General features: G+C 72.2%; 20 protein-coding genes. 8 read left to right on the top strand and 12 right to left on the bottom strand.

The window, feature by feature from the left end:
• Window positions 1-139 precede the first annotated feature (139 nt).
• Window positions 140-490 (bottom strand): winged helix-turn-helix transcriptional regulator, encoded by a 351-nt coding sequence (locus ACIP8Z_RS11350; RefSeq protein ID WP_402081657.1) that lies wholly within the window; start codon window positions 488-490, stop codon window positions 140-142.
• A 72-nt stretch (window positions 491-562) separates the two neighbouring features.
• Between ACIP8Z_RS11350 and ACIP8Z_RS11355 the strand changes: the two genes are divergently transcribed.
• Window positions 563-1,456 carry an NAD(P)-dependent oxidoreductase gene (locus ACIP8Z_RS11355; protein WP_402081659.1) on the top strand — a complete coding sequence of 298 codons (894 nt, stop codon included), beginning with the start codon at window positions 563-565 and terminating at the stop codon, window positions 1,454-1,456.
• Between the two features lie 118 nt (window positions 1,457-1,574).
• Entirely contained in the window at window positions 1,575-1,865 is a 291-nt protein-coding gene (locus tag ACIP8Z_RS11360; RefSeq protein WP_402081662.1) for a hypothetical protein, read from the top strand.
• Here the strand turns inward: ACIP8Z_RS11360 and ACIP8Z_RS11365 are convergent.
• From ACIP8Z_RS11365 to ACIP8Z_RS11375, 3 genes are all read right to left on the bottom strand, one after another.
• A complete protein-coding gene (locus ACIP8Z_RS11365; RefSeq protein ID WP_402081665.1) occupies window positions 1,838-3,058 on the bottom strand; it encodes a nitric oxide synthase oxygenase in 1,221 nt (406 codons plus the stop codon). The genes ACIP8Z_RS11360 and ACIP8Z_RS11365 overlap by 28 nt on opposite strands.
• A gap of 191 nt (window positions 3,059-3,249) precedes the next feature.
• On the bottom strand, window positions 3,250-4,596 hold the full coding sequence (gdhA, locus tag ACIP8Z_RS11370) for an NADP-specific glutamate dehydrogenase (RefSeq protein WP_402081667.1): 1,347 nt from the start codon (window positions 4,594-4,596) through the stop codon (window positions 3,250-3,252).
• Between the two features lie 118 nt (window positions 4,597-4,714).
• A complete protein-coding gene (locus ACIP8Z_RS11375) occupies window positions 4,715-5,956 on the bottom strand; it encodes a helix-turn-helix domain-containing protein (RefSeq protein ID WP_402081669.1) in 1,242 nt (413 codons plus the stop codon).
• Window positions 5,957-6,176: 220 nt separating this feature from the next.
• On the opposite strand from ACIP8Z_RS11375, the gene ACIP8Z_RS11380 reads away from it, so the two are divergent.
• On the top strand, window positions 6,177-6,995 hold the full coding sequence (locus tag ACIP8Z_RS11380; protein ID WP_402081672.1) for a DUF4232 domain-containing protein: 819 nt from the start codon (window positions 6,177-6,179) through the stop codon (window positions 6,993-6,995).
• Window positions 6,996-7,139: 144 nt separating this feature from the next.
• On the opposite strand, the gene ACIP8Z_RS11385 is transcribed toward ACIP8Z_RS11380, so the two are convergent.
• Complete coding sequence (locus tag ACIP8Z_RS11385) at window positions 7,140-8,336, bottom strand: RNA polymerase sigma factor (protein ID WP_402081675.1); 1,197 nt, start codon at window positions 8,334-8,336, stop codon at window positions 7,140-7,142.
• On the bottom strand, window positions 8,336-8,743 hold the full coding sequence (locus ACIP8Z_RS11390) for a YciI family protein (RefSeq protein ID WP_402081676.1): 408 nt from the start codon (window positions 8,741-8,743) through the stop codon (window positions 8,336-8,338). Before ACIP8Z_RS11390 ends, ACIP8Z_RS11385 begins: the two co-directional genes overlap by 1 nt.
• A gap of 393 nt (window positions 8,744-9,136) precedes the next feature.
• On the opposite strand from ACIP8Z_RS11390, the gene ACIP8Z_RS11395 reads away from it, so the two are divergent.
• The 4 genes from ACIP8Z_RS11395 to ACIP8Z_RS11410 all read left to right on the top strand — a co-directional run bounded on the left by ACIP8Z_RS11395 (window position 9,137) and on the right by ACIP8Z_RS11410 (window position 11,887).
• Window positions 9,137-9,634: a SigE family RNA polymerase sigma factor gene (locus tag ACIP8Z_RS11395; protein ID WP_030313934.1), complete on the top strand. Its 498-nt coding sequence runs from the start codon at window positions 9,137-9,139 to the stop codon at window positions 9,632-9,634.
• Window positions 9,627-10,028 (top strand): hypothetical protein, encoded by a 402-nt coding sequence (locus tag ACIP8Z_RS11400; protein WP_402081679.1) that lies wholly within the window; start codon window positions 9,627-9,629, stop codon window positions 10,026-10,028. The genes ACIP8Z_RS11395 and ACIP8Z_RS11400 overlap by 8 nt, the downstream gene beginning before the upstream one ends.
• A gap of 104 nt (window positions 10,029-10,132) precedes the next feature.
• Entirely contained in the window at window positions 10,133-11,341 is a 1,209-nt protein-coding gene (locus ACIP8Z_RS11405) for a mannosyltransferase family protein (protein WP_402081682.1), read from the top strand.
• 63 nt (window positions 11,342-11,404) lie between these two features.
• Window positions 11,405-11,887: a hypothetical protein gene (locus tag ACIP8Z_RS11410; protein ID WP_402081684.1), complete on the top strand. Its 483-nt coding sequence runs from the start codon at window positions 11,405-11,407 to the stop codon at window positions 11,885-11,887.
• Between the two features lie 62 nt (window positions 11,888-11,949).
• Here the strand turns inward: ACIP8Z_RS11410 and ACIP8Z_RS11415 are convergent, their stop codons facing one another.
• The 6 genes from ACIP8Z_RS11415 to ACIP8Z_RS11440 form a co-directional block, all read right to left on the bottom strand.
• Window positions 11,950-12,597, bottom strand: a complete 648-nt coding sequence (locus ACIP8Z_RS11415) for an alpha-ketoglutarate-dependent dioxygenase AlkB family protein (protein ID WP_402081686.1) — start codon at window positions 12,595-12,597, stop codon at window positions 11,950-11,952.
• 80 nt (window positions 12,598-12,677) lie between these two features.
• Window positions 12,678-13,358: a DUF998 domain-containing protein gene (locus tag ACIP8Z_RS11420; protein WP_402081689.1), complete on the bottom strand. Its 681-nt coding sequence runs from the start codon at window positions 13,356-13,358 to the stop codon at window positions 12,678-12,680.
• 109 nt (window positions 13,359-13,467) lie between these two features.
• Window positions 13,468-14,277 carry a DUF4389 domain-containing protein gene (locus ACIP8Z_RS11425; protein ID WP_402081691.1) on the bottom strand — a complete coding sequence of 270 codons (810 nt, stop codon included), beginning with the start codon at window positions 14,275-14,277 and terminating at the stop codon, window positions 13,468-13,470.
• A 143-nt stretch (window positions 14,278-14,420) separates the two neighbouring features.
• Window positions 14,421-14,813 carry a hypothetical protein gene (locus ACIP8Z_RS11430; protein ID WP_402081694.1) on the bottom strand — a complete coding sequence of 131 codons (393 nt, stop codon included), beginning with the start codon at window positions 14,811-14,813 and terminating at the stop codon, window positions 14,421-14,423.
• A 998-nt stretch (window positions 14,814-15,811) separates the two neighbouring features.
• Entirely contained in the window at window positions 15,812-17,077 is a 1,266-nt protein-coding gene (locus ACIP8Z_RS11435; RefSeq protein ID WP_402081697.1) for an acyltransferase, read from the bottom strand.
• A gap of 2 nt (window positions 17,078-17,079) precedes the next feature.
• On the bottom strand, window positions 17,080-19,230 hold the full coding sequence (locus tag ACIP8Z_RS11440) for a bifunctional polysaccharide deacetylase/glycosyltransferase family 2 protein (RefSeq protein ID WP_402081698.1): 2,151 nt from the start codon (window positions 19,228-19,230) through the stop codon (window positions 17,080-17,082).
• Between the two features lie 748 nt (window positions 19,231-19,978).
• Between ACIP8Z_RS11440 and ACIP8Z_RS11445 the strand changes: the two genes are divergently transcribed.
• A complete protein-coding gene (locus ACIP8Z_RS11445; protein WP_402081701.1) occupies window positions 19,979-20,929 on the top strand; it encodes a glycoside hydrolase family 16 protein in 951 nt (316 codons plus the stop codon).
• Window positions 20,930-21,094: the final 165 nt, after the last annotated feature.

Here is a 21,094-nt window from a genome sequence, read left to right on the forward strand (position 1 = left end):
GCCACCTTTCAGGGGGCCTTCCTTCGGGAGGGCCCCCTTCGCATGCTCCCCCCATACCCACTTTTTTGTGCGTACTTGTCGGGGGCGCGGGCGCCGGGCGAAGCTGAGAGCGACCCGGAGGAAGGAGAACGGCAGGGCTTCAGGAAGCGGCGGGAGCGGTCACGAGCCTCTCCAGGCGACGGTGGCCCCAGTCGGACAACGGGGCGAGCGCCGCGCAGAGTTCACGTCCGTCACCGGTCAACGAGTAGACGGTCTTCGGCGGCAGGACGTCGTGCACCTCGCGGTGGACGAGGCCGTCCTCCTCCATCTCGCGCAAGGCCTGGGTCAGCACCTTCTCGCTGATCTCGGGGATCCTCCGGCGCAGTTCGCCGGGGCGGTGCGGGCCGTACTCGAGCAGCCACAGCAGGTACGTCTTCCACTTGCCCTCGATGACCACGATCGCGGCGCTCACTCCGCACGTGTTCGAGTCCTGGGCCCTGGCGCGCGCCATCCGCGTCTTTCTCCTTCTTCCGGGAATGTCCTTCGCTCCACTGTCTCCATATGTCTACAAGGGAGTTCACCCATGTCTTCTTCCCGCGACACCGCCGTCGCCGCCGTCACCGTCATCGGCCTCGGACCGATGGGCCGGGCCCTTGCCACCGCGTTCCTGGCGGCCGGCGTACGGACCACCGTGTGGAACCGGACGCCGGGCAGGGACCGGGAGCTCGTGGCCGCCGGTGCCGTGGCCGCGGCGACCGCCGAGGAGGCGGCCGCCGCGAGCCCGCTGGCCGTGGTCTGCCTGGTCAACTACGACGCCACCGACTCCGTGCTGCGACAGGTGGCCGTGACGGCCGCGCTCAAGGGGCGGACCGTCGTCAACCTCAGCGCCGACACCCCCGACCGGGCCCGGGACACCGCGCGCTGGGCCGACGAGCACGGCATCGACTACCTCGACGGCGCCATCATGACCCCGACCACGTCCATCGGCACTCCGGCCGGGGTGTTCCTGTACAGCGGCCCGGAGGCGCTCCACGTCGAGCACCGGACGGTGCTCGACGCCCTGGGCGGCACCCACACCCACCTCGGGGAGGAGATCAGCCGGGCGGCGGCGTACGACATCGCGCTGCTCGACATCTTCTGGACGTCGATGGCCGGCTACGCCCACGCCCTGGCGGTGGCGCGGGCCGAGGGGATCTCCCCGACCGAGCTGGCACCCTTCGCCCAGGGCATCGGCGCGATCCTGCCGCCGCTGTTCCAGGAGTTGGCCGAGGACGTGGAGAGCGGAAGCTACTCCGGCGAGGGCAATCCGCTCACCTCGGCGGTGTCGACGATGGCGCACATCGTGCACGCCTCCGAGGCGCACGGCATCGACGCGAGCGTGATGCGCGCCGCCGAGGGCCTGGCCCGGCGGACGGTGGGCCTGGGCCACGGCGCGGAGGGCTTCACCCGGGTCACCGAGGTCCTCGGGCGGCACTGATCGCGCCTGAGAGCGCTTCGGATGCCGTCCCCGGCGGGACGTGGTGTGCTGATTGACAGGGGTATGCCACGGGGGCGGCGGATGATGCGCCACCCCACCTCACGAGGAGGGATCCACCATGGCGATCTTCGTGCACGCCGTCCTGCCGGGCGTCACCACCGACCAGTACGACGCCCTCAACGCGAAGCTCCAGGCGACGCCCGACATCTTCGACGGCTGCGTGTCCCACGCGTGCGCGGCGACGGACGACGGTCTGGAGATCTTCGACGTGTGGGAGACCGAGCAGCAGATGAACACTTTTGGCGAGCGCATGATGCCGATCGCGGCCGCCGAGGGCTTTCCGGCCGTCGGCGCGGGCCCCCGTGTCCTGGCGGTGCACAACTACTGGGTCCCCGGGGCGGGCGGCTGACGCGCGAGGAAGGCCGGCCGGAGGGACGGGTCGACCGCGTCGTAGTACCGGTGGAAGACCGGGGTGGCGGAGCCGGAGACCGGGGGCACGATCCAGCTCCAGTCGGCGGGCGTCTCCCTCCCGTGGCGGCTCTCCTGGGCTATGTGCCGCAGGAACCGCTGGGACTCGGTGTGGTGGTCGGCCATCGTCACCCCGGCCGCGTGGAAGGAGTGCAGCACCGCCACGTTGAGTTCGACGAGCGCCCGGTCCCGCCACAGGGTGCGCTCGCTCGACCGGTCGAACCCGAGCCGGTCCGCCACCACCGGGAGGAGGTTGTACCGCTCGGTGTCGGCGAGGTTCCGGGCGCCTATCTCGGTGCCCATGTACCAGCCGTTGAACGGCGCCGCCGGATACCGTACGCCGCCGACCTCCAGTGTCATGTCGCTGATCGCGGGCACGGCGTACCAGCGCAGGCCGAGGTCGGCGAACCACGGGTGGTCGGGGTGGCTCAGCGGCACCTCGCGGACGGCGTCGTCCGGCAGCTCGTACCACTCGGGCCGGCCGTCGGGGTGCTCCCGCACCATCAACGGCAGCACCTGGAAGGGCTCTTCGTCGCGCTTCCAGCCCAGGTCGCGGGCCTGGGCGGTCAGGGACGCACTGCGCGGGTCGCCGTGCCACGCCCCCTCCGGAGTACGGTGTCCGGCGTAGCGCACCAGTTGGTCGTTGACGATCCGGGGGCCGGGGCGGCCCGGCCGGTCGGGGGCGAAGACGGTGATCACGGGCCGGATCCTGCCGCCGTTGCCGGCGAGCCTGAGGTGCTCGAAGGAGGCGGCGGCGATGTCGTCGGCGGAGGTGAGGTGCCGCAGGTCGCGCACCACGAGGCTGCGCCAGTAGAGCCTGCCGATGCAGCGGGCCGCGTTGCGCCATGCGACGCGTGCGCCGAAGGCGAGTTCGGCCGGGGAGTGCGTGTAGGTGCCGGTGCGGTCGATCTCGGCCAGCACCTCACGTAGCCGGCCCCGTACGTCGTCCCCGGCACCCGGCTGCTCGTCGTGGAACTGGCGGATGAACCGCTCCGCCTCGTGCCGGTCCACGAGCCGCGGCAGCCGGCCGCGGGCCTCGTCGACGGGGGCTGCGGGCGCGGGGTCCCCGGACGCGTAGGGGCAGGTGCCGTTGCTGGGGACAGACTTCCGGCGGCGGCTGCGACTGAAGATCAATGTGTTCCTCCCGGCCTCATGACTACCGCATGAACACATTCAGGCGCGGAGAGTGCGTGAACATCCGGTCCCGGCAGGTCCGCGCTGGTACCCTTTCGCCGCTCATGCCCGAATGACCGGCTTCCGCACGGACGGCTCCGTCCCGCGCGCCTGGTGGCGCGCGGGACGGAGCCGTCCGTGCGGAAGAAGCCTCAGATCACGCCCTGCGCGGTCATCGCCCGCGCCACCCGCAGGAATCCGGCCACGTTGGCGCCGAGGACGTAGTCCTCCGCGTTGCCGCCGTACGCCTCCGCCGTGGTCCGGCATTCGGCGTGGACGCCGCGCATGACCGCGGCGAGCCGGGTCTCGGTCTGCTCGAAGGTCCAGCTGTCGCGGGCCGCGTTCTGCTGCATCTCCAGGGCCGAGGTGGCCACACCGCCGGCGTTGGCCGCCTTGCCGGGGCCGAAGAGGACTCCGGCCTCCCGGAACACCTTCACCGCCTCGGGCGTGCAGGGCATGTTGGCGCCCTCCGCGACCGCGAGGACCCCGTGCTTGACCAGGGCCACGGCGTCCTCAAGGCCCAGCTCGTTCTGGGTCGCGCACGGCAGGGCGATGTCGCACGGGACGTCGTACACCGTGCCCCGGGCGGAGAAGCGCGCGGTCGGCTTCGCCTCCGCGTAGGCGGAGATCCGGGCCCGCCGCACCTCCTTGACGTCCTTCAGCAGGTCGAGGTCGATGCCGTCCTCGTCGACGAGGTACCCGGAGGAGTCGCTGCAGGCCACGACGCGGCCGCCCAGGGCGTGCACCTTCTCCGCCGCGTACACGGCCACGTTGCCGGAGCCCGAGACCACGACCCGCCGTCCGTCGAAGCCCTGGCCTCGGGTGGCGAGCATCTCCTCCGCGAAGTAGACCGCGCCGTAGCCCGTGGCCTCGGTACGGACGTGGGAGCCGCCCCAGCCCACCGGCTTGCCGGTGAGGACGCCGGACTCGTAACGGTTGGTGATCCGCTTGTACTGGCCGAAGAGGAAACCGATCTCGCGCGCCCCGACCCCGATGTCCCCTGCCGGCACGTCCGTGTGCTCACCGAGGTGACGGTAGAGCTCGGTCATGAAGGACTGGCAGAAGCGCATGATCTCGGCGTCCGAGCGGCCCTTGGGGTCGAAGTCGGCGCCGCCCTTGCCGCCGCCGATCGCCATGCCCGTCAGCGCGTTCTTGAAGATCTGCTCGAACCCGAGGAACTTCACGATGCCGAGGTTGACGCTCGGGTGGAACCGCAGCCCGCCCTTGTACGGGCCGAGGGCGCTGTTGAACTCCACCCGGAAGCCCCGGTTCACCCGCACGGTGCCCTGGTCGTCCACCCACGGCACCCGGAAGAGCAACTGCCGCTCGGGCTCGCACAGTCGCTCCAGGATCGCGGTCTCGACGTACTCGGGGTGGCGCTCGATGGCGGGCGCGAGCGAGTCGAGGACCTCGGCGGCCGCCTGGTGGAACTCCGCCTCCCCAGGGTTGCGTCGGCGGACCTCCGTGTAGACGGCTTCCATGTGTGCGCTGACGTTCATGGGTGTCTCTCGCCTTCTTCTTCATCGAAAGTGCCGTTGCGTGCGGGCGACGTCAGGCCATTGTTGCCCGGCCCTCACGCAGCGCCGCCACCGAGGCGCCCCCGAGCCGGTCGACCGCCTAACGCCCCTCGGTGTCGACGTCGTTGTCGATCCACTCGGTCCAACCCAGGGGATAGGCGTACGCGGGCCGGGCCAGGTTGCCGCTGGTACGGAAGGGACGGCCGTCGTCGTCGACGCGGAGCGTGCCGTGCTCCTCGCCGCTGGACCAGACGAGTTCCAGGTACCAGCTGACATCGTGCGCCTGGGCGCGTGCGGCCACGTTGAAGATGACGGGGTCGGACTCGCTCGTCTTGTACGAGAACGTCCGCTGCCCGCCCACGGGGACGGCGGTGGGCCGGCCGGCGTCGAGATCGACGGCGAAGGCCTTCGTCGACACCTCGCCGCCGCAGCCGACGCCCATCACGTAGTCGTTCCACGCCAGGGGCACCTTCTTGCTCACGACCCGGACGTGGAGGGCCTCCAGGACGACCGTCTGCTTCCCGGTGCCCTGCACGGTCAGCCGGAGCAGCTGGTCCCCGGCCGGCACCGCGTCGAGCGCGGCGATCCATCCCGGCGCGTCCTGCTCCGTGGGCGGCGGCGGAACCTGCTCGGGCTCACGGTCGATCAGGTAGTGCTGGCTGCAGGGCCCTTCCCAGGTGTGGGGCGCGGTGGCGACGGTCGGCGCGAACGCCGACCCCGGCGTCTTGCCGCCGGAGGGCCCGGACCGCCCCGGCGCTCCGGTGGGCACGGCGCCGTCACCCGCCGCCCGTCCCCTCTCCGGTCCGTCTCCGCCCGAGAGGTTCATGACGAGCGCGACCGCCACGGCGGCGGCGACCACGGCGGTTCCCACGACCACGGCGGTACGCCGGAGCCGCCGGTGCTTCGGAGGGGACGGGGCCGCCCCCGCGGGCGGCGCCCCGGGCGCGGCCGCTGCGTCCGGGGCCTCGTCCGCCGACGTCGGCTCCGTCGACGACGCCTCGGGGGACGGCCCGGGCGACGGCTCGGCCTTCGGCTCCGTCGCGAGCGACGGGGCCGGGGCCGGGGCGACGGCCGGAGCCACCGGGACGGCCGGGGTCTTCCGCCCGCGCGACACGTCCGCCCGTACCCACAACCGGTGCAGCTCGACGAGTTCGTCGGGGGTCGCCCGGCAGAGCCGCGCGAGCCGTTCCACGGGCGCGTAATCCACCGGTACGGCGTCCCCGTTGACGTACCGGTGCAAGGTCGAGGCGCTCATGTGCAGACGCTTGCCCAGCGTGCCGTAGCTGAGCCCCGAACGCTCCTTGAGCTGCCCCAACAGCGCCGCGAACTCGTCCCCCGCCACCGTTCCACCCTCTTCCGGCGTTCGTCCCTGCGTCCCCGGACGAGGACATCAGTGCAGGTCAGCGCCTTGTTTTCATTCCAGCGTCCCGTACCACCCGGTAGGAGCGGCAACTGGAACGGATCTTGTCACAAGCTGTGGTCGGTGCAGCAAGGCCGCCACGGGGAACCGGCGGCCAGGCCGTACGACGACCGATTTCCGACCCATCCCGAGGGGGACTCCCATGTCCGGACGCACCACCCGCACCCGTCTTCTCGCCGCCACGACGCTCGCGGTCGCCGCGCTCTCGCTCACCGCCTGCGGCAGCGGCGCCGCGAAGGACGAAGGCGCCGCCACGACCTCCGTCGCACCCACCGCCCCGGCCACGCGGCCGGCCGAGACCACGACCCCCACGAACGACACGACGACGACGCCCCAGGGCGGTTCGTCGGGGAAGACGGCGGGCTCCACGAGTGGCTCGACGAGTGGATCCACGGCCGGATCGACCGGCGGCTCGAAGAACGGCGGTACGAGCACGGGATCCACCACCGGCGGGAAGTCCGGCGGCGCCTCCTCCGCCGGAAGCAGCGGCTCCGGCGGCGTCGGCGGAGCGAACGCGTCGACCTCCGGCGGCGGCGACGACACGAACGGGCCCTCGCGGAACAAGCAGTGCGGCGCGGGCGACACCAGGACCACCGCCACCCCGGTCGCCCGCCCGCTCAACCACATGCTGCTCACCGTCACCAACACCGGCTCCGGCCTCTGCGACCTCCTCGGCTACCCGGTCGCCCGCTTCGGCGAGGCCCAGTCCGTCCCGCCGGTCATGGAGGAGACCCACCCGCAGGCGGTCGTGACCCTCGCTCCGGGAGAGTCCGGGTACGCGGGCGTGCTCCTGTCCGCCGCCGACGGCAGCGGACAGCACGGCTACACGACGACGAGCCTCACGGTCGGCTTCACCAACGGCACGACCGCCAGGCCCCCGCTCGCCGGCGAGGGCGTGTACGTCGACAGCTCGCTGCGCGTGACGTACTGGCAGAGCTCCATGGACGACGCCCTCAACTGACCGGCTGCGTATCCGGCCCGGTCGTCCGTCTCCTCCGGCCGACCGGGCTGCCGTACGTCCGGGTCGTGCGCCCGCTGTGAGGTCTCGGCGGCGCGGCTCTCTGGGGCTCAGTTCTCAGGCGCGCAGTTCTCTGGGGCTCAGTTCTCAGCGGCGTCGGCGGGTGTTGAGGCGGGCTGCCTGGCGTGTCAGGTAGTCGCGTTCGGCGAGGTTGGTGGCCTCCCGGGCCGCGTCGGCGTACAGCCGTGCCGCCGTCGCCAGGTCCCCGGCCCGCTCGTGGAGGTACGCCGTCGCCGCGGTGGCGCGCGGCAGCGGGTGGCCGTGGCCACCGCGGGCGGGCGATCCCTGGGAGGCGTCGGTCAGCTCCGCGAGCGCCGCGAGCCCGGCGCGCGGTCCGTCCGCCTCGCCGACGGCCACGGCACGGTTGAGCCGGACGACGGGGCTGTCGGTGAGCCGTGCGAGCTCGTCGTACCACTCGACGATCTGCACCCAGTCGGTCTCCTCCGCGGTGGCCGCGTCGGCGTGGAGCGCGGCGACGGCGGCCTGCGCCTGGTACTCGCCGAGCCGGTCGCGGGCGAGGGCCGCCTGCAGGATCCCGACGCCCTCGGCGATCAGCGCGGTGTCCCAGCGGCTCCGGTCCTGTTCGGCGAGCGGCACCAGGCTGCCGTCGGACGCGGTACGGCCGGCCCGCCGGGCGTGGTGGAGCAGCATCAGGGCGAGCAGCCCGGCCACCTCGGGGTGGTCGATGACGGCCGCGAGCTGCCGGGTGAGCCGGATGGCCTCGGCGGCGAGGTCGACGTCGCCGGAGTAGCCCTCGTTGAAGACCAGGTAGAGGACGCGCAGCACGGTGGCCACATCGCCCGGCCGGTCGAACCGCACTCCGGAGACGGTGCGCTTGGCGCGGCTGATGCGCTGCGCCATGGTTGCCTCGGGCACCAGATAGGCCTGGGCGATCTGGCGGGTCGTGAGCCCGCCGACGGCGCGCAGCGTGAGCGCGACCGCCGAGGACGGCGTCAGCGAGGGGTGGGCGCAGAGGAAGTAGAGCTGGAGCGTGTCGTCCACCGCGGGCGCGGGCCCGGGCCGCGGCTCCTCCTCGACGAGGTCCTCGCGCCGGCGCCGGGCGGTGTCCGCCCGGGTCGCGTCGAGGAACTTGCGCCAGGCGACGGTGACGAGCCAGCCCTTCGGATCCCGGGGCGGATCCTCCGGCCAGCCGCGGACCGCCTCGATCAGGGCGTCCTGTACGGCGTCCTCGGCCGCCGCGAAGTCGGCTCCGCGGCGGACGAGGATGCCGAGGACACCCGGCGTGAGGCTCCTGAGCAGGGCCTCGTCCACGGGAGGGCTCATCACTCCGTGATCGTGGGCGCCGCGGACAGGAACGGGCGGAGTTCGAGCCACTCGTGGATCGGCTTGCCGCCGGCGCCCGGCGCCGCGGACAGTTCGCCGGCGAGTTCGACCGCCCGCTCGTAGCTGTCGACGTCGATCTCCATCCAGCCGGCGATGACGTCCTTCGTCTCGGCGAACGGGCCGTCGGTGACCGGCGGCCGCCCCTCGCCGTCGTACCGGACGAAGGTGCCCTCCGGGGACAGCGCATGGCCGTCGACGTACTCGCCGGTCTCCTTGAGGCGGTCCGCGAAGTCGCGCATGTACGTCACGTGCGCCGCGATCTCCTCCGGCGTCCACTGGTCCATGGGGACGTCGTTGACGGCGGCGGGAGCGCCTCGGTAGTGCTTCAGCAGCAGGTACTTGGCCATGGGGGTTCGTCTCCTCGGTGCCGGTGCGACCCATTGTGGTCACTTCCGCCCCGGGGACGGAGCCGACCGCGGGTTCTCGACGTCGGCGTCCGGATTTCCTTCGCCCTCTTGGCTGAGCCGGATTCCACGGGAGGTCCCACCGGGCCGACGACACGGACCGGACCACCGTGAAGACACCGTCGCGCCGTCCGCCGTCCGCCGTCCGCCGTCCGCCGTCCGCCGCACGCGGACACGCCGTGGACACCCGGGGACACGCCGGCGCGCCGTCCGCCGCGCGTCGTGCGACCACCCCGCTTCTGTGACCACCATCACTCCGTGGATACGCGGACCGTGTCAACCGGACGCCCGGCGCCGGGCGTATGCGTGGTGAAGCGAAAGATCCGGGAGTGAGTGTTGACCGTTGAGGAGTTCGAGGCGTTCTACGAGCAGGCGGTCGCGCGACTCACAGGGCAGCTGTACGTGATGCTGGGCGATCTGCACGAGGCTCAGGACGTCGTACAGGAAGCGTTCGTCAAGGGATGGAGCCGGCGACGGCAGCTCGATCGCGACGGGCAGCCGGAGGCGTGGATCCGTACGGTCGCCTGGCGCCTGGCGGTGAGCCGCTGGCGCTTCCGCAGGCGCACGTCGGACGCCTGGGACCGCGCGGGCGCTCCACCGCCGGTCGAGGGCCCCGGCCCCGAGTACGTGGTGCTCATCGACGCGCTGCGCGACCTGCCCGCGCAGCAGCGCCGCACGGTGACGCTGCACTACCTGTGCGACCTGAGCGTCGAACAGATCGCCGGCGAGACGGGACAGTCCGCCAGCACCGTCAAGACGCACCTGGTCCGCGGCCGGGTCGCCCTCGCCGATCGTCTGCAGCCCCGGAACGTTGAGGAGGACCCCGGTGCTTGACCCCCAGGACGCCCAGGACCCCCAGGCCCCTCTTCGCGAGATGTTCCGGCAGGCCGCCGCCTCCGGGCAGGCCCGCGCCCGCGCCGTACCGGTCGCGCGCATCGCCGAACGCGCCAGGCGCGCGCACCGGCGCCGCGTCGCCGTGGCCGCGGGGGCCGCGTGCCTGATCCTCGCGGGCGGCGGGGTGACCGCGTCGGCTCTCCTGTCGGACGCGCCGACCCCCGTCGTACCGGCCGTCAGCCCCTCGGCCGACGCGCCGTCCCCCGGGGAGACCACCGGACCGCCGCAGAGCAGCTCGACCGCACCGGGCACGCCCACCCAGGAGGGCCCCGCCGGCGATCCGTCGGCGACGACGACGCAGCCCTCGGGACGGGTGACGACGTCGCCGCCCTGAACATCACAGCCCGCCGCCTGACCTCCGCCGTATGACCCCCTCGTCCCGTGACGCGCCGCCGTCGCGCGATCCGCCATGCCTTCCCATCCCGACGAAAGTCCCCTATGTCTGTGATGTCCCCGAGGTCGCGGGAAAAGACGACGCCGCTCCCCCCGCTCCCCGGCCGCCGGCGGCGACTGCCGCTGCCGCTCAGCGCCGAGGACCGGGACGTGCTGTGGCTGTATCTGCTCACCCGCACGGCCCTGTGGATCACCGCCTACGGCGCGCGCTGGCTGTTCCCGGCCGACGCCGACACCCGCGACGCGGGCCCCGTCCTCAGCCCGTTCGAGCGCTGGGACTGGGGGCACTTCCTGAACGTGGCGCGCGACGGCTACTTCCCCGCCGGAAGCGGCCCGTGGGACGCCGAGTGGGACAACCGCGAGGCGTTCTTCCCGGGGTTCCCCCTCGCCCTGCGGGCCGTCCACACCGTCGTACCGAGCTGGACGGCGGCCGGGCTGCTGATCTCGTTCGTCTCCGGCGGGATCGCGGTTCTGGCACTCGTACGGATCGCACGCCTGTATCTGCCCGCCGCGAACGCCGGCCGGCGGACGGTTCAGCTCCTGCTGCTCTCGCCGTGTGCGGTCTTCCTCGCCACCGGGTACAGCGAGTCGCTCTTCCTCGCCCTCGCCCTGCCGGCCTGGCTCGCCGCCCACCGCCGCGACTGGTCCCTGGCCGCCGTGCTGGCCGCGCTCGCGACGACCGTCCGCGTCAGCGGTCTGTTCCTCGCCACTGCCCTCGCCCTGCACTTCGTCCTGACGGCCCGCGCCCGGTCCGACTGGCGGCGGCTGCCCTGGCTCGCCCTGCCGGCCCTTCCCGCGGCCCTGTACGCCTGGTACCTGCACGCCCGCACCGGCGACTGGATGGCCTGGAAGCACGCCCAGGAGCGGGGGTGGTACCGCCACTTCCACACACCGTGGGACGCCTGGAGCAACACCTGGGAGTCCGCGTTCGACCAGGTCCAGACGACCGGCTACGCGTTCATGTTCCAGGCCGAACTCCTCGCCATGGCCGTCGGCCTCGCGCTGGTGGCCCTCCTGGTACGCCGCCGCCGCTGGCCCGAAGCCGCCTACGTCGGCCTCAGCCTGTGGGCCCTGGGAACGTCCTACTGGTACCAGTCCATCCCCCGGGCGACCCTCCTGTGGTGGCCCCTGTGGATCACGCTGGCCGCCTGGACGCTTCACTCGCCACGCTTCAGGACCGCGTACTTCTGCCTCGCCGCACCTCTGTCGACGCTGTTCGCCCTGACGTATCTGACCGGGCGCTGGGCGGGCTGACTGGCCGACGATCTTGGAGGGCCGAGGGGCAACCCGGTACCACCGCGCGGCGTCCTACCGACCGTGACCGACCTCTTCGCACCCGACTCCCCCTCCGGATCCGACCACTTCGACGACGAGGGGGAGACCGTACGGCCGGGCCCGTTCTGGCGCCACGCGCTGTGGGTGGCGGGCGTCAGCGCCGCCGCGTCGGCGGCGGGCTGGTTCACCTCCCTGTTCCGGATCGGCTTCGAGGAGTACGGGCTCCCGCCCGCCGCGCCCGGCGCGCTGTGGCCGTACCTGGCCGCCTGGGCCGCGATCGGCCTCACCGTGGCCGCCGTCCTGCGCGCCACGGCCGCGAAGGTCCCGGTCTACGCCCCCGGCCGGATCGCGTTCGGGCTGACGTACCTGGGCACCCGGCTCTCCCTGGGCTGGCGCCCGGAGGCGCCGCTGGTCGGCGCGATGGCGGCGGCGGCTCTGATGGCGGCGGCCGTCTGGTGCGCCATCGCACTCCGCCCGCACCGGGCGCAGACGGAGACCGAGGCCGATACGGCGACCGAAGCCTAGACCCAAGCCCAGGTCCAGACCCCGGTCCAGGCCCCGGTCCGGACGCAGCCCCGAGCGGGGGCTCAGCGGACTCCGCGGGGGCGGAACTGGACGCTGATGCGGGGCCCCACGGCGCGGCTCGTCTTGGGGACGGCATGCTCCCAGGTGCGCTGGCAGGAGCCGCCCATCACCACGAGGTCGCCGTGGCCGAGCGGGAGGCGGAGGTGGGTGGGGCCGCCGGACCTCGGGCGGAAGGCGAGGTCGCGGGGGTCGCCGAGGGAGAGGATGGCGACCATCGTGTCGTGGTGGGCGGAACGCCCGGTGCGGTCGCCGTGCCAGGCGACGCTGTCGCGGCCGTCGCGGTAGAGGCAGAGGCCGGCGGAGACGAAGGGCTCCCCGAGTTCGGCGGCGTAATGGGCACCGAGCGTCTCCCGGGCCTCGACGAGGGCGGGATGCGGGAGCGGCGCACCCTCGCCGTAGTGGGCCAGGAGCCGGGGTACGGCAACGACGTTGTCGTACATCGGCCGCTCCTCGGCCCGCCAGGGCACCTGGCCGGCGAGCTCCTCGAAGAGCGCGTCGGCGCCGTGCAGCCAGCCGGGGAGGTGGTCGACCCAGGCGCCGCCGTCGAGCGGCGTCCGCCGGAGACCGTCCAGCGGGCCGAAGCGGATCTCGTCGCCCTGGTCGAACAGGGAGCCCTGAAGTCCGGGCAGGGCGGGTCGTGCTGCGGTCACGGACCCACCATAACGCTAAATCGAACACACAAGCGAGCGCTGTCGACGAAGCGAGGCACGCGCCTCGCCTCGGCCCACGGTCACCGAGACGGCGGCGCAGACGTCTCGTCACTCTCGTCGCTCACATCACTCCCGCCGCTTCCACCACTCCCAGCGTGCTCACCACTCTGGCCTCCCAAGTCACCGGCGTAGCGGAGGCAGGAGGCGACCACCACCAGGGGCCAGGTGGACTGGAGGCAGGTCACGAGCCGTTCGGCGACACCGGCGGACCCCTGCCGGCCCATCTCGACGAGGAACCAGACCGCACCCAGGGCCATCAGCGCGGTCACGGCGACGGAGGGCGTCAGCCGCAGCCCCCACGGCACGCCGCCACGGCGTACGGCGGCCAGCACCGGCCACAGCGCGAGCAGAGTGAAGCCGACCACGACGACCGCCCCGTGCCGCAGCGACCCCCCGCTGCTCGGCGCGGGCACGAGCGCGACCCCGAGGGCCGCCACGCCGCCACCGGCGAGCGCCACCCGCCCGGCGGGAGCGGCGGGCCGCAGCCCCCAGGCGGTGAGGAGATGACAGACGCCCAGCGCGAGGAACGCCGCGGTCATGACCCAGGATCCCTCGGCCCCGTAGGCCGCGAGGACGCTGATGGTCTGCGTGACGGGATCGTAGGCGGGCCCTTCGAGCAGCGCCGCGACGGTCCAGCCGCCGACCAGCAGCAACGGGGCACACCCCGAGGACAAAAGGGCCCATCTGGGTACGGATCGCATCGAACCACCGTAGGACGCGGCACTCTTTCCCCCACCGCACCACGGGGAACGCGTCAGCCGTGTTCCCCGCACGGCGGTGTCCTGGACGTGTACGAGCCCGCCGGCACGGTCACCCCGCGACGCGACCGGCGGCCGCGCCCGGGTGGTCGTCGCCCGAGTCGTCGTAGGTGACCGTGCCTGAGGTCAGGTGACCGGCGATCCCGAGGAGCAGGAAGAGCCAGACCAGTACCTGAGCGGCGGTGCTCAGCCGGAGCGGACGGGTCGCGGAGTACGCGGGCTGTGCGGCGGCCACGGGGGCGTCGCCCAGGAGCCCCTTGGGGTACACGGGCGTCAGCATCGTCGCGTAGGCGGCCAGCCGCATCCGGTACCGGACGACGGCCGCCGTGGCTCCGAAGACCGGTTCGGGGAGGCGGCCCAGGATGATGCCGATCAACCAGAACACCCAGCAGATGGCGAACCAGCCGGACTGCGCGAGGCTGCTGATGATGGCCGCCGGGATCATCAGGATCAGCCGGAAGAGGACGGCGAGCCGGTTGAGCGGGGTGGCGCGCAGTTCGATGCGCACCGGGTAGTCGGGGGCGTCGAAGGCGAACGGCGGGTAGCGGTCGACGAGGAGGGCCGCGCTGGCCGAGACCCGCGTCTGATAGGCGAGGACGGAGCCGAGGAAGGACGCGATCGGGTCGGGCAGCCGGCCCAGGACCAGAGCACTGAACCACCCCGCGATCGTGACGAAGAAGGCGACGAACGTCAGCAGGGCGACGACGATGAACTGCGGGAGGAGCAGCAGCCAGCGCAGCAGCACCGTCCACCGGCGCTGCTGCCCCGGCGGGGGCACGTCCAGTGCGGGCCGCCATTCGGCCCCGTCGACCCCGTCGGCACCGGCGCCGCCGAGGGGCCGGGGATCCCAACCTGCTGCCATGACGGCCTCCGTCTCTCCCGCGTCCCCCACTTCCCGGCTCACGTCGATGGTGACCCGCCGCACAGCCCGTCGCACGGCCACGGGGGCCACCCGGACCACACGGGACACCGCACCGCCGGAACGGTCCACAGGTCCCGGAACGGCTACGACCGGACGTCCGGGGTGTCCTGCCGGCCCGACAGCTTCTCGTACAGCCAGGGCCGGCGGGCCACCGCCACCGGGGTCCGCACCAGGGCGGCCGGGGATCCGTGGCCGGCGAAGGCCCCCAGCAGGACCGGTGCGACGACCATGGGCACGCCGGCCCCCAGGACCCAGCGGGCGCCCCGGCCCGAGACCGCTCCCGCCAGACGGCCTACGGAGAGGAACACGGTGATGCTGCCGCACATGAGCCGGCGCGTCCCGGGCGGCAGATGCCCGTCGACGTGTGCCACCGCCCCACCGAGGGAGGCGGCCAGCGCGGCGAGCGGGCCTGTCGACTCGCAGTGCATCGGCAGCGCGAACCGCGGGGCGAGCACGCCGAAGCCCAGCAACGGCACCGCGCAGGTTCACGTGTGCACCTTGTCCGCGGCGACGTCGCCGTACTCCAGCCATGAGGCGCGTCGTTCGGACTCGGCAGGGAACGCGCGCTGCCGACCGGGGGCTCGGCCGGTCGAGGCCGCTCACCTCCGTGGCCGGCGGGGCATGCCGAACGGCCCGCACCCCTGCCAGGTGCGGGCCGTGCGACTGCTCACGGACGTGCCGGAAAGGGGGAACGGCACGTCCGTGAGCGTGAGGAGCGGTCCCACGCGCTCATCACCCGCCTGCCCCCGATCCCACGTCTCACACCACCCCGCGAACACGACCTCGGCGAGGTGTCCGGTCGTCGCCCCTCGGCAGGGTGGAGGAGCCTCTCGCCAGGAGGCCGCTCACGCCCGCTCCCTTGGTTCCTGGCGGGTTCTTGGCGCCCGCCGGGAACCTCTCCTCACACCTTCTTGACGCGCGTTCCTGACGCGAGCGCCGGGCGCCCGCACCCTCGATCGGCCGGCACCTGGAAGGAGCCCCACCGGTGCGTCTCATCACGATCACCCTGTCGGCGGCGGACGCCTCGACCCACCTGGTGGAGAACCCGCATCTGGAAGAGGCCCTGCCGCCCTGACCGTCTTCCCGAAGCTCGCGCTGGGCCTGTCCGGCTTCGAGACGGGCGCGGCGGTCATGCCGCACGTCCAGGGCGAGCCGGGCGACACGGAGGAGAAGCCCACCGGACGCATCCGTCACTCGCGAGGTCCTGCGCGAGGCGCAACCGGACCGCGACCGCCGCCCCCGCGTCCACGTCGGCTGACCGCAGCCGGCCCGCAAGCCCAGCGGGATCCGTCTCCGCCCACCGGCCTGCCAAGAGGCCCGGCCTCGGGCCCGATGCCGCTGCCGCGCCAAGGCCGGCTCGGTCGGCGCGCGAGGGCCGGGCCGTCCTCGTCGAGGCGGAGGGGCGAGGAGGTCGTGCGGCTCGCCCGTCAGCTGGGCGACGAGCCCCGTACGTCCGCGGTTCGGGCGGCCCGCGTCAGGCGCCGGCCCGGCGCCGGCCCCGCACGCGGCGCGGGTACGGGAAGAGCCGCGGAGAGCGCTTCGCGGCCACGTCCTCGACCCAGCCGAAGGTCAGCACCAGCAGTCCGGTCAGCGGGATCGCCACCAGCAGCGGCAACCACGGGCTCATCAGCAGCCACTGGAAGTGCTCGTAGAAGAAGCCGACGGTCCAGAGGGGGTCGATCAGCGGGATGGCGGCCACCAACGCGGCCTGGTGCCAGAGGTAGACGCTGACCGCGCGTGCGTTGAGCAGGCTGATCAGACCGTTCCAGCGTTCCAGCCGTCGGGGCCACTGTTCCCAGGAGGGACTGATGTGGAGCAGGATCGCGACGAAGCCGAAGGACCACAGGGCCTGGGCGATCGGCCAGCTCTCGATGTCGGTGGGCACGGTCGGATCGACCGGCCGGGTCTGCAGGTACCACCAGCCGGCCACCATGATCAGCGGCGCGACGGACGGCACGACGTACTGCGGGATCTTCTTGAGCAGGCCCTCCTGATGCGCCATGCCGAGGATCCAGCAGGAGCCGAACATGGCGAAGTCGCTGAGGTTCTCCCAGACCCGGCCGTAGAGGAACTCCTGGTCGATGAAAAACGTGTTCATCACGACCGTCACCGCGAGCGGTACGGACAGCGTCACCACCGGCATCCGCCGCAGCGCCCACAGCATCAACGGGGAGAGCAGGACGTACCAGAGGTACGCGCGGAGGTACCAGAGCGGGACGACGACCTGTACCGCCCAGCCCTGCCCCACGAGATGGTCGAAACCGTTCAGCGATTCCGCGTACGGAGGAGTGCTCAGCGGCACGAGCCAGAACAGCAGCTTGCCCCACCACCAGTCGGGGTGCCCCTCGGCCTCGGGCCCCCAGCCGTCGACGATCTCGAGGGTGAGGATGACCGCGCCGAACAGCCACATCGGCGGCAGCAGTCGGCGCATGCGGCCCCGGATGACGCCCAGGGCGGGCCGGCTGAGGGAACGGGCCATCAGCGACCCGGCCAGCGCGAACATCACGCCCATCGACGGGAAGACGACGGGCAGCCAGAACCAGCCGAAGTTGTGGTAGAGCACCACGCGAACCAGCGCCAGGCCGCGCAGCAGGTCGAGATAGCGGTCCCGGCCGCCCCTGGCCCGGGACGGTGCCGTGGGGTCCGGCTCCGGCTCCCGCGTCGGTTCCCGTCGCGGAACGGCGGGGACGCGCAGCCGGAGGGTGTCCTGGGTGCCCCCGAACTCGAAGGATGCGGTCATGGTCAGGCCTCCACCGGTGCGGCGACCTCGCCGGTGCGCCGGAGCTTCTGCCAGCGCAGTCGGCCACCGGTCAGCGCCGTGATCGTGGACTGCAGCAGGACGACGTACATCAGCTGCCGGTAGACCAGTTGTTGGATCGGCAGGCTGATCAGATGCAGTGGCTTCTCGCCGTCGAGCCGGAAGGCGTACCAGGACAGCACGGCCTGGAGCAGGATGAAGCCGCCCCAGCTGGTGAGGGTGATCGGGGCGTCCGCGAACAGCACGCCGTACAGCAGGAACATGTCGACCAGCGGCGCGAGCAGCGGAGCGACCACGCCGAACATCACGACGAGCGGCAGCCCGAGCCGTCCGAAGCGCCCGGCCGGACCGCGGGCGGTCACGGCGCGGCGGTGCTTCCACATCGCCTGCATGGAGCCGTAGCTCCAGCGGTACCGCTGGGACCAGAGCTGCTGGAGACTGGCGGGGGCCTCGGTCCAGGCACGGGCCCGCTCGGCGTAGACGATCCGCCAGCCGTCGCAGAGCACCGCCATGGTGATGTCGGTGTCCTCGGCGAGGGTGTCGTCGCTCATTCCGCCGACCCGCCACAGGGCCTCCTTGCGGAAGGCGCCGACCGCGCCGGGGATGGTCGGGATGACGTTGAGCATGTCGTACATCCGGCGGTCCAGGTTGTGGCCGAGGACGTACTCGATGTGCTGCCAGGCGCCGATCAGGCTGTCGCGGTTGCCGACCTTGGCATTACCCGCGACCGCGCCGATCCCCCGGTCGCCGAACGGCTGGACCAGCTCGCGCACGGTGGACGGCTCGAAGACGGTGTCGCCGTCCATCATCACGATGATGTCGTACGAGGCGGCCGCGATGCCGGCGTTGAGCGCGGTGGACTTGCCGCCGTTGACCTTGCGGATCAGCCGGACGAACGGCAGACGCATGTCCTCGACGATGTCCGCGGTGCCGTCCGTCGAGCCGTCGTCGATGACGATCACCTCGATCGGATAGTCGCTGGCGGCGAGGGAGTTCAGGGTGTTCGCGATGCACTCCCGCTCGTTGTAGGCCGGGACGAGGACGGTGACCGGCTCGGTGACGGGCGGTCCCCACGCGTCCCGCCGCCGCGAGCGTCGGGCGTGCAGCGGTGCGAGGACGAGCATCAGGGCGAACCGGCCGAAGTTGAGGAAGCCGACGACGGCCAGCAGCGCGACCAGAACCGGCAGGGTGAGCACGGCGGCCTGGGTGGCCCAGATGAAGCACTTGCCCGCCCACAGCTGGTAGCCGTGCACCGGCACGGTGGCGTCGGTGGCGCCGAGCGCCTCGGAGATGGTGGCGAAGCGGTATCCCTCGCCCTGCAGCTTCTCGATGATCTGTTCGAGCGCGGCAAGGGTCTCGGTACGGTCGCCACCCGCGTCGTGCAGCAGGATCAGCTCGCCCGCGCCGGGCTTGCGCGGCATCGCCGCCTTGACGATCGCGTCGACGCCGGGACGCTTCCAGTCGTGGGTGTCGCGGTCGATGAACGCGGTGAGGTAGCCGTGGGAACCCACGTACTTGATCACCGGATAGTTCCAGTCGTCGAGCGCCGAGGCGTCGGAGGAGTACGGCGGGCGGAACAGCGCGCTGTGGACGCCCGCGACGCCGGCCAGCGCCAGCTGCGTCTGCGCCAGCTCCCAGCTGATCCGGGCTTCGGACTGGTACGCCAGGTCGGGGTGGGTGAAGGTGTGCACGCCGATCTCGTGACCGCCCGCGACGATCTGCCGGATCAGCTCCGGGTGGCGCGTGGTCATGGCGCCGGTCACGAAGAAGTCCGCGTGGATGTCGTGGGCCGCGAGCACATCGAGGATCTTCGGGGTCCACTCCGGCGAGGGGCCGTCGTCGAAGCTCAGGACCACGGTGCGGTCGGGGATCCGATAGCTCACGGGGCGCTCGTTCTTGGTGCCGCGCGCGTCGATGATCGGGCCGCCCTTGACCAGGTTCTCCGGCACGGTCGTCTTGTCGACCGAGGTCGCGACCCGGGTGTCGTGGAACGCCTCGTTGGTGGCGAGACCGCGCAGGACGAGGAGCGCGAGCAAGCAGGCCAGCAGGGACAGCGGCATGAAGAAGCGCAGCGGTGGCGCAGCCAGTCGGCGCGGTCTCAGCAGGGACTGCCGACGACGCTGGTGGCGGGACAAGGGCGCTCCTGGAGATGGGTGGTGCGGTCGATCAGGCACGCTCGGCCCGGCCCGCAGGTGGTGCTCCGGGCGGCACGACGGTCGCGGTATGCCATGGGATGTCGCGATGTTCGGCGTGTCGGCCGAACTCTTCGGGTGGGGTGTCGCGGACTTCGTCCTCTACGGCAAGGAGGGCGACACGGGCCCCTTGGCGGGCAAGTAGGAGGGCTTCGGCGGTATCCCCATCGCCGGGGCGTCCGACTGCACGCCGATAAGGCTGCTGCCCATGGCCGCCGCCAGGATCGCGCCGACCACGGAGACCGGCCAGCCGAAGCGCCGCAGCAGACGGCTGCGCAGGCCCGACTGGTCGACGAACACCGGCGCCGGAGCGGGCTCCGTCTGACGTGATTCAGCCACTCTGGACTGTGTCGAGTGGACCGATCCGCGCCGGGAGGATGTGGCGACGTGGCGCATGAGTTGTGGCCTTTTTGTGCAGGGTGGGGAGACCGCTGAAGCGTAGAGCGGACCGTAGCGCATGACCTCGATCGATTGGTGCGTGATGTTCGCATTTGGCAGGGTCCGATCGGGCGCCGTAACCGGATCGGTATGTCGACGAGCGCTTCTCGACCCTTGGGTGACCGGGTCGCGAACACGAGGCGGAATGGCTTGAAACCTTCGCTAGGATGACCGCTCGATTCATGCGATCAGCGATCGCTCCGCATGACAACGGGCGTGTCCAGTCACCGCCTCTACGCCCCAAGGAGCCTGTGTGAGCCAGCCCCGCCGCACCTCTCGTCGCCGCGCGTGGACGGCGCTCACGCTGCCGGTCCTCCTGTGCGTCCTCGCCGCGTGTTCCGCCGACCCCGCGACCGGCGGGGGCACCGACGCCGCCGGGCCCGCGCGGGCAGCCTCACCGACGCCCACCGGACCGCCGGGGACCCTGTTCGACACCTTCAACTACACCGGCGCCGACGACCCTTCCCTCGCCGCGCACGGCTGGGAGATCCGTACGGGCGGGGGCGGCCCGGGGATCAAGGACACCTGGAGCGCCGAAGGCGCCGCGTTCCCCTCCGACCCGACGGCCGAGGGGGGCAAGGTCCTCCGACTGCGCTCCGCCACCGACGGCACCCGGCAGGGCACCACGCAGGTCGAGGTGCAGACCACGAGCCGGAACTTCTTCACGGGAACGTTCGCCGCCCGGGTCCACCTCAGCGACAAACCCACGAGCGGACGCGACGGCGACCACGTCGTCCAGACCTTCTTCCCGATCTCCCCCTCGGACTCCTCGGAGAACTACAGCGAACTCGACTTCGAGTACCTGCCGAACGGCGGCTGGGGTTCGGTGGGTCCGCAGCTCGACAACGTCAGCTGGTCAAAGGCCGACCCGCCGGACCGGGTCCACCACACCCTCAAGCGGCGCCTCGGGGGCTGGCACACCATGATGATCACCGCCATGGACGGAAAGGTCACCTACTCCCTGGACGGCAAGGAGCTCTTCACCAGCTCGGGCACGTACGTGCCGCGCGAGCAGATGGACATCCACTTCAGCAACTGGTTCATCGACCTCCCCTTCACCGGTGGCCCCCGCAGCTGGGACATGAAGGTCGACTGGGTCTACCACAAGGCCGACGAGGCCGTCTCCCCGGCGGACGTCCAGAAGACGGTGGACGGCTTCCACAGCGCGGGCACCGACTACATCAACACGGTGCCGAAGCCCTGACCCCACCCGCTGCGCGGTCGTCCCCCCGACCCGCGGCGGCGGGAACCTCGTGTGGTGGCCCTGTCGCGGACCGTGAACGCCACGAGCCCTGTCCGCGGGGAGGTGCTACAACTGGGTTGTGAGCCCGTCTCGTCTCTCGTGCCCGGCGTACGGGTGCGGTCGAAC

The sequence above is a fragment of the Streptomyces sp. NPDC088553 genome (assembly GCF_044752965.1).
In the GTDB taxonomy this organism is placed as follows: domain Bacteria; phylum Actinomycetota; class Actinomycetes; order Streptomycetales; family Streptomycetaceae; genus Streptomyces.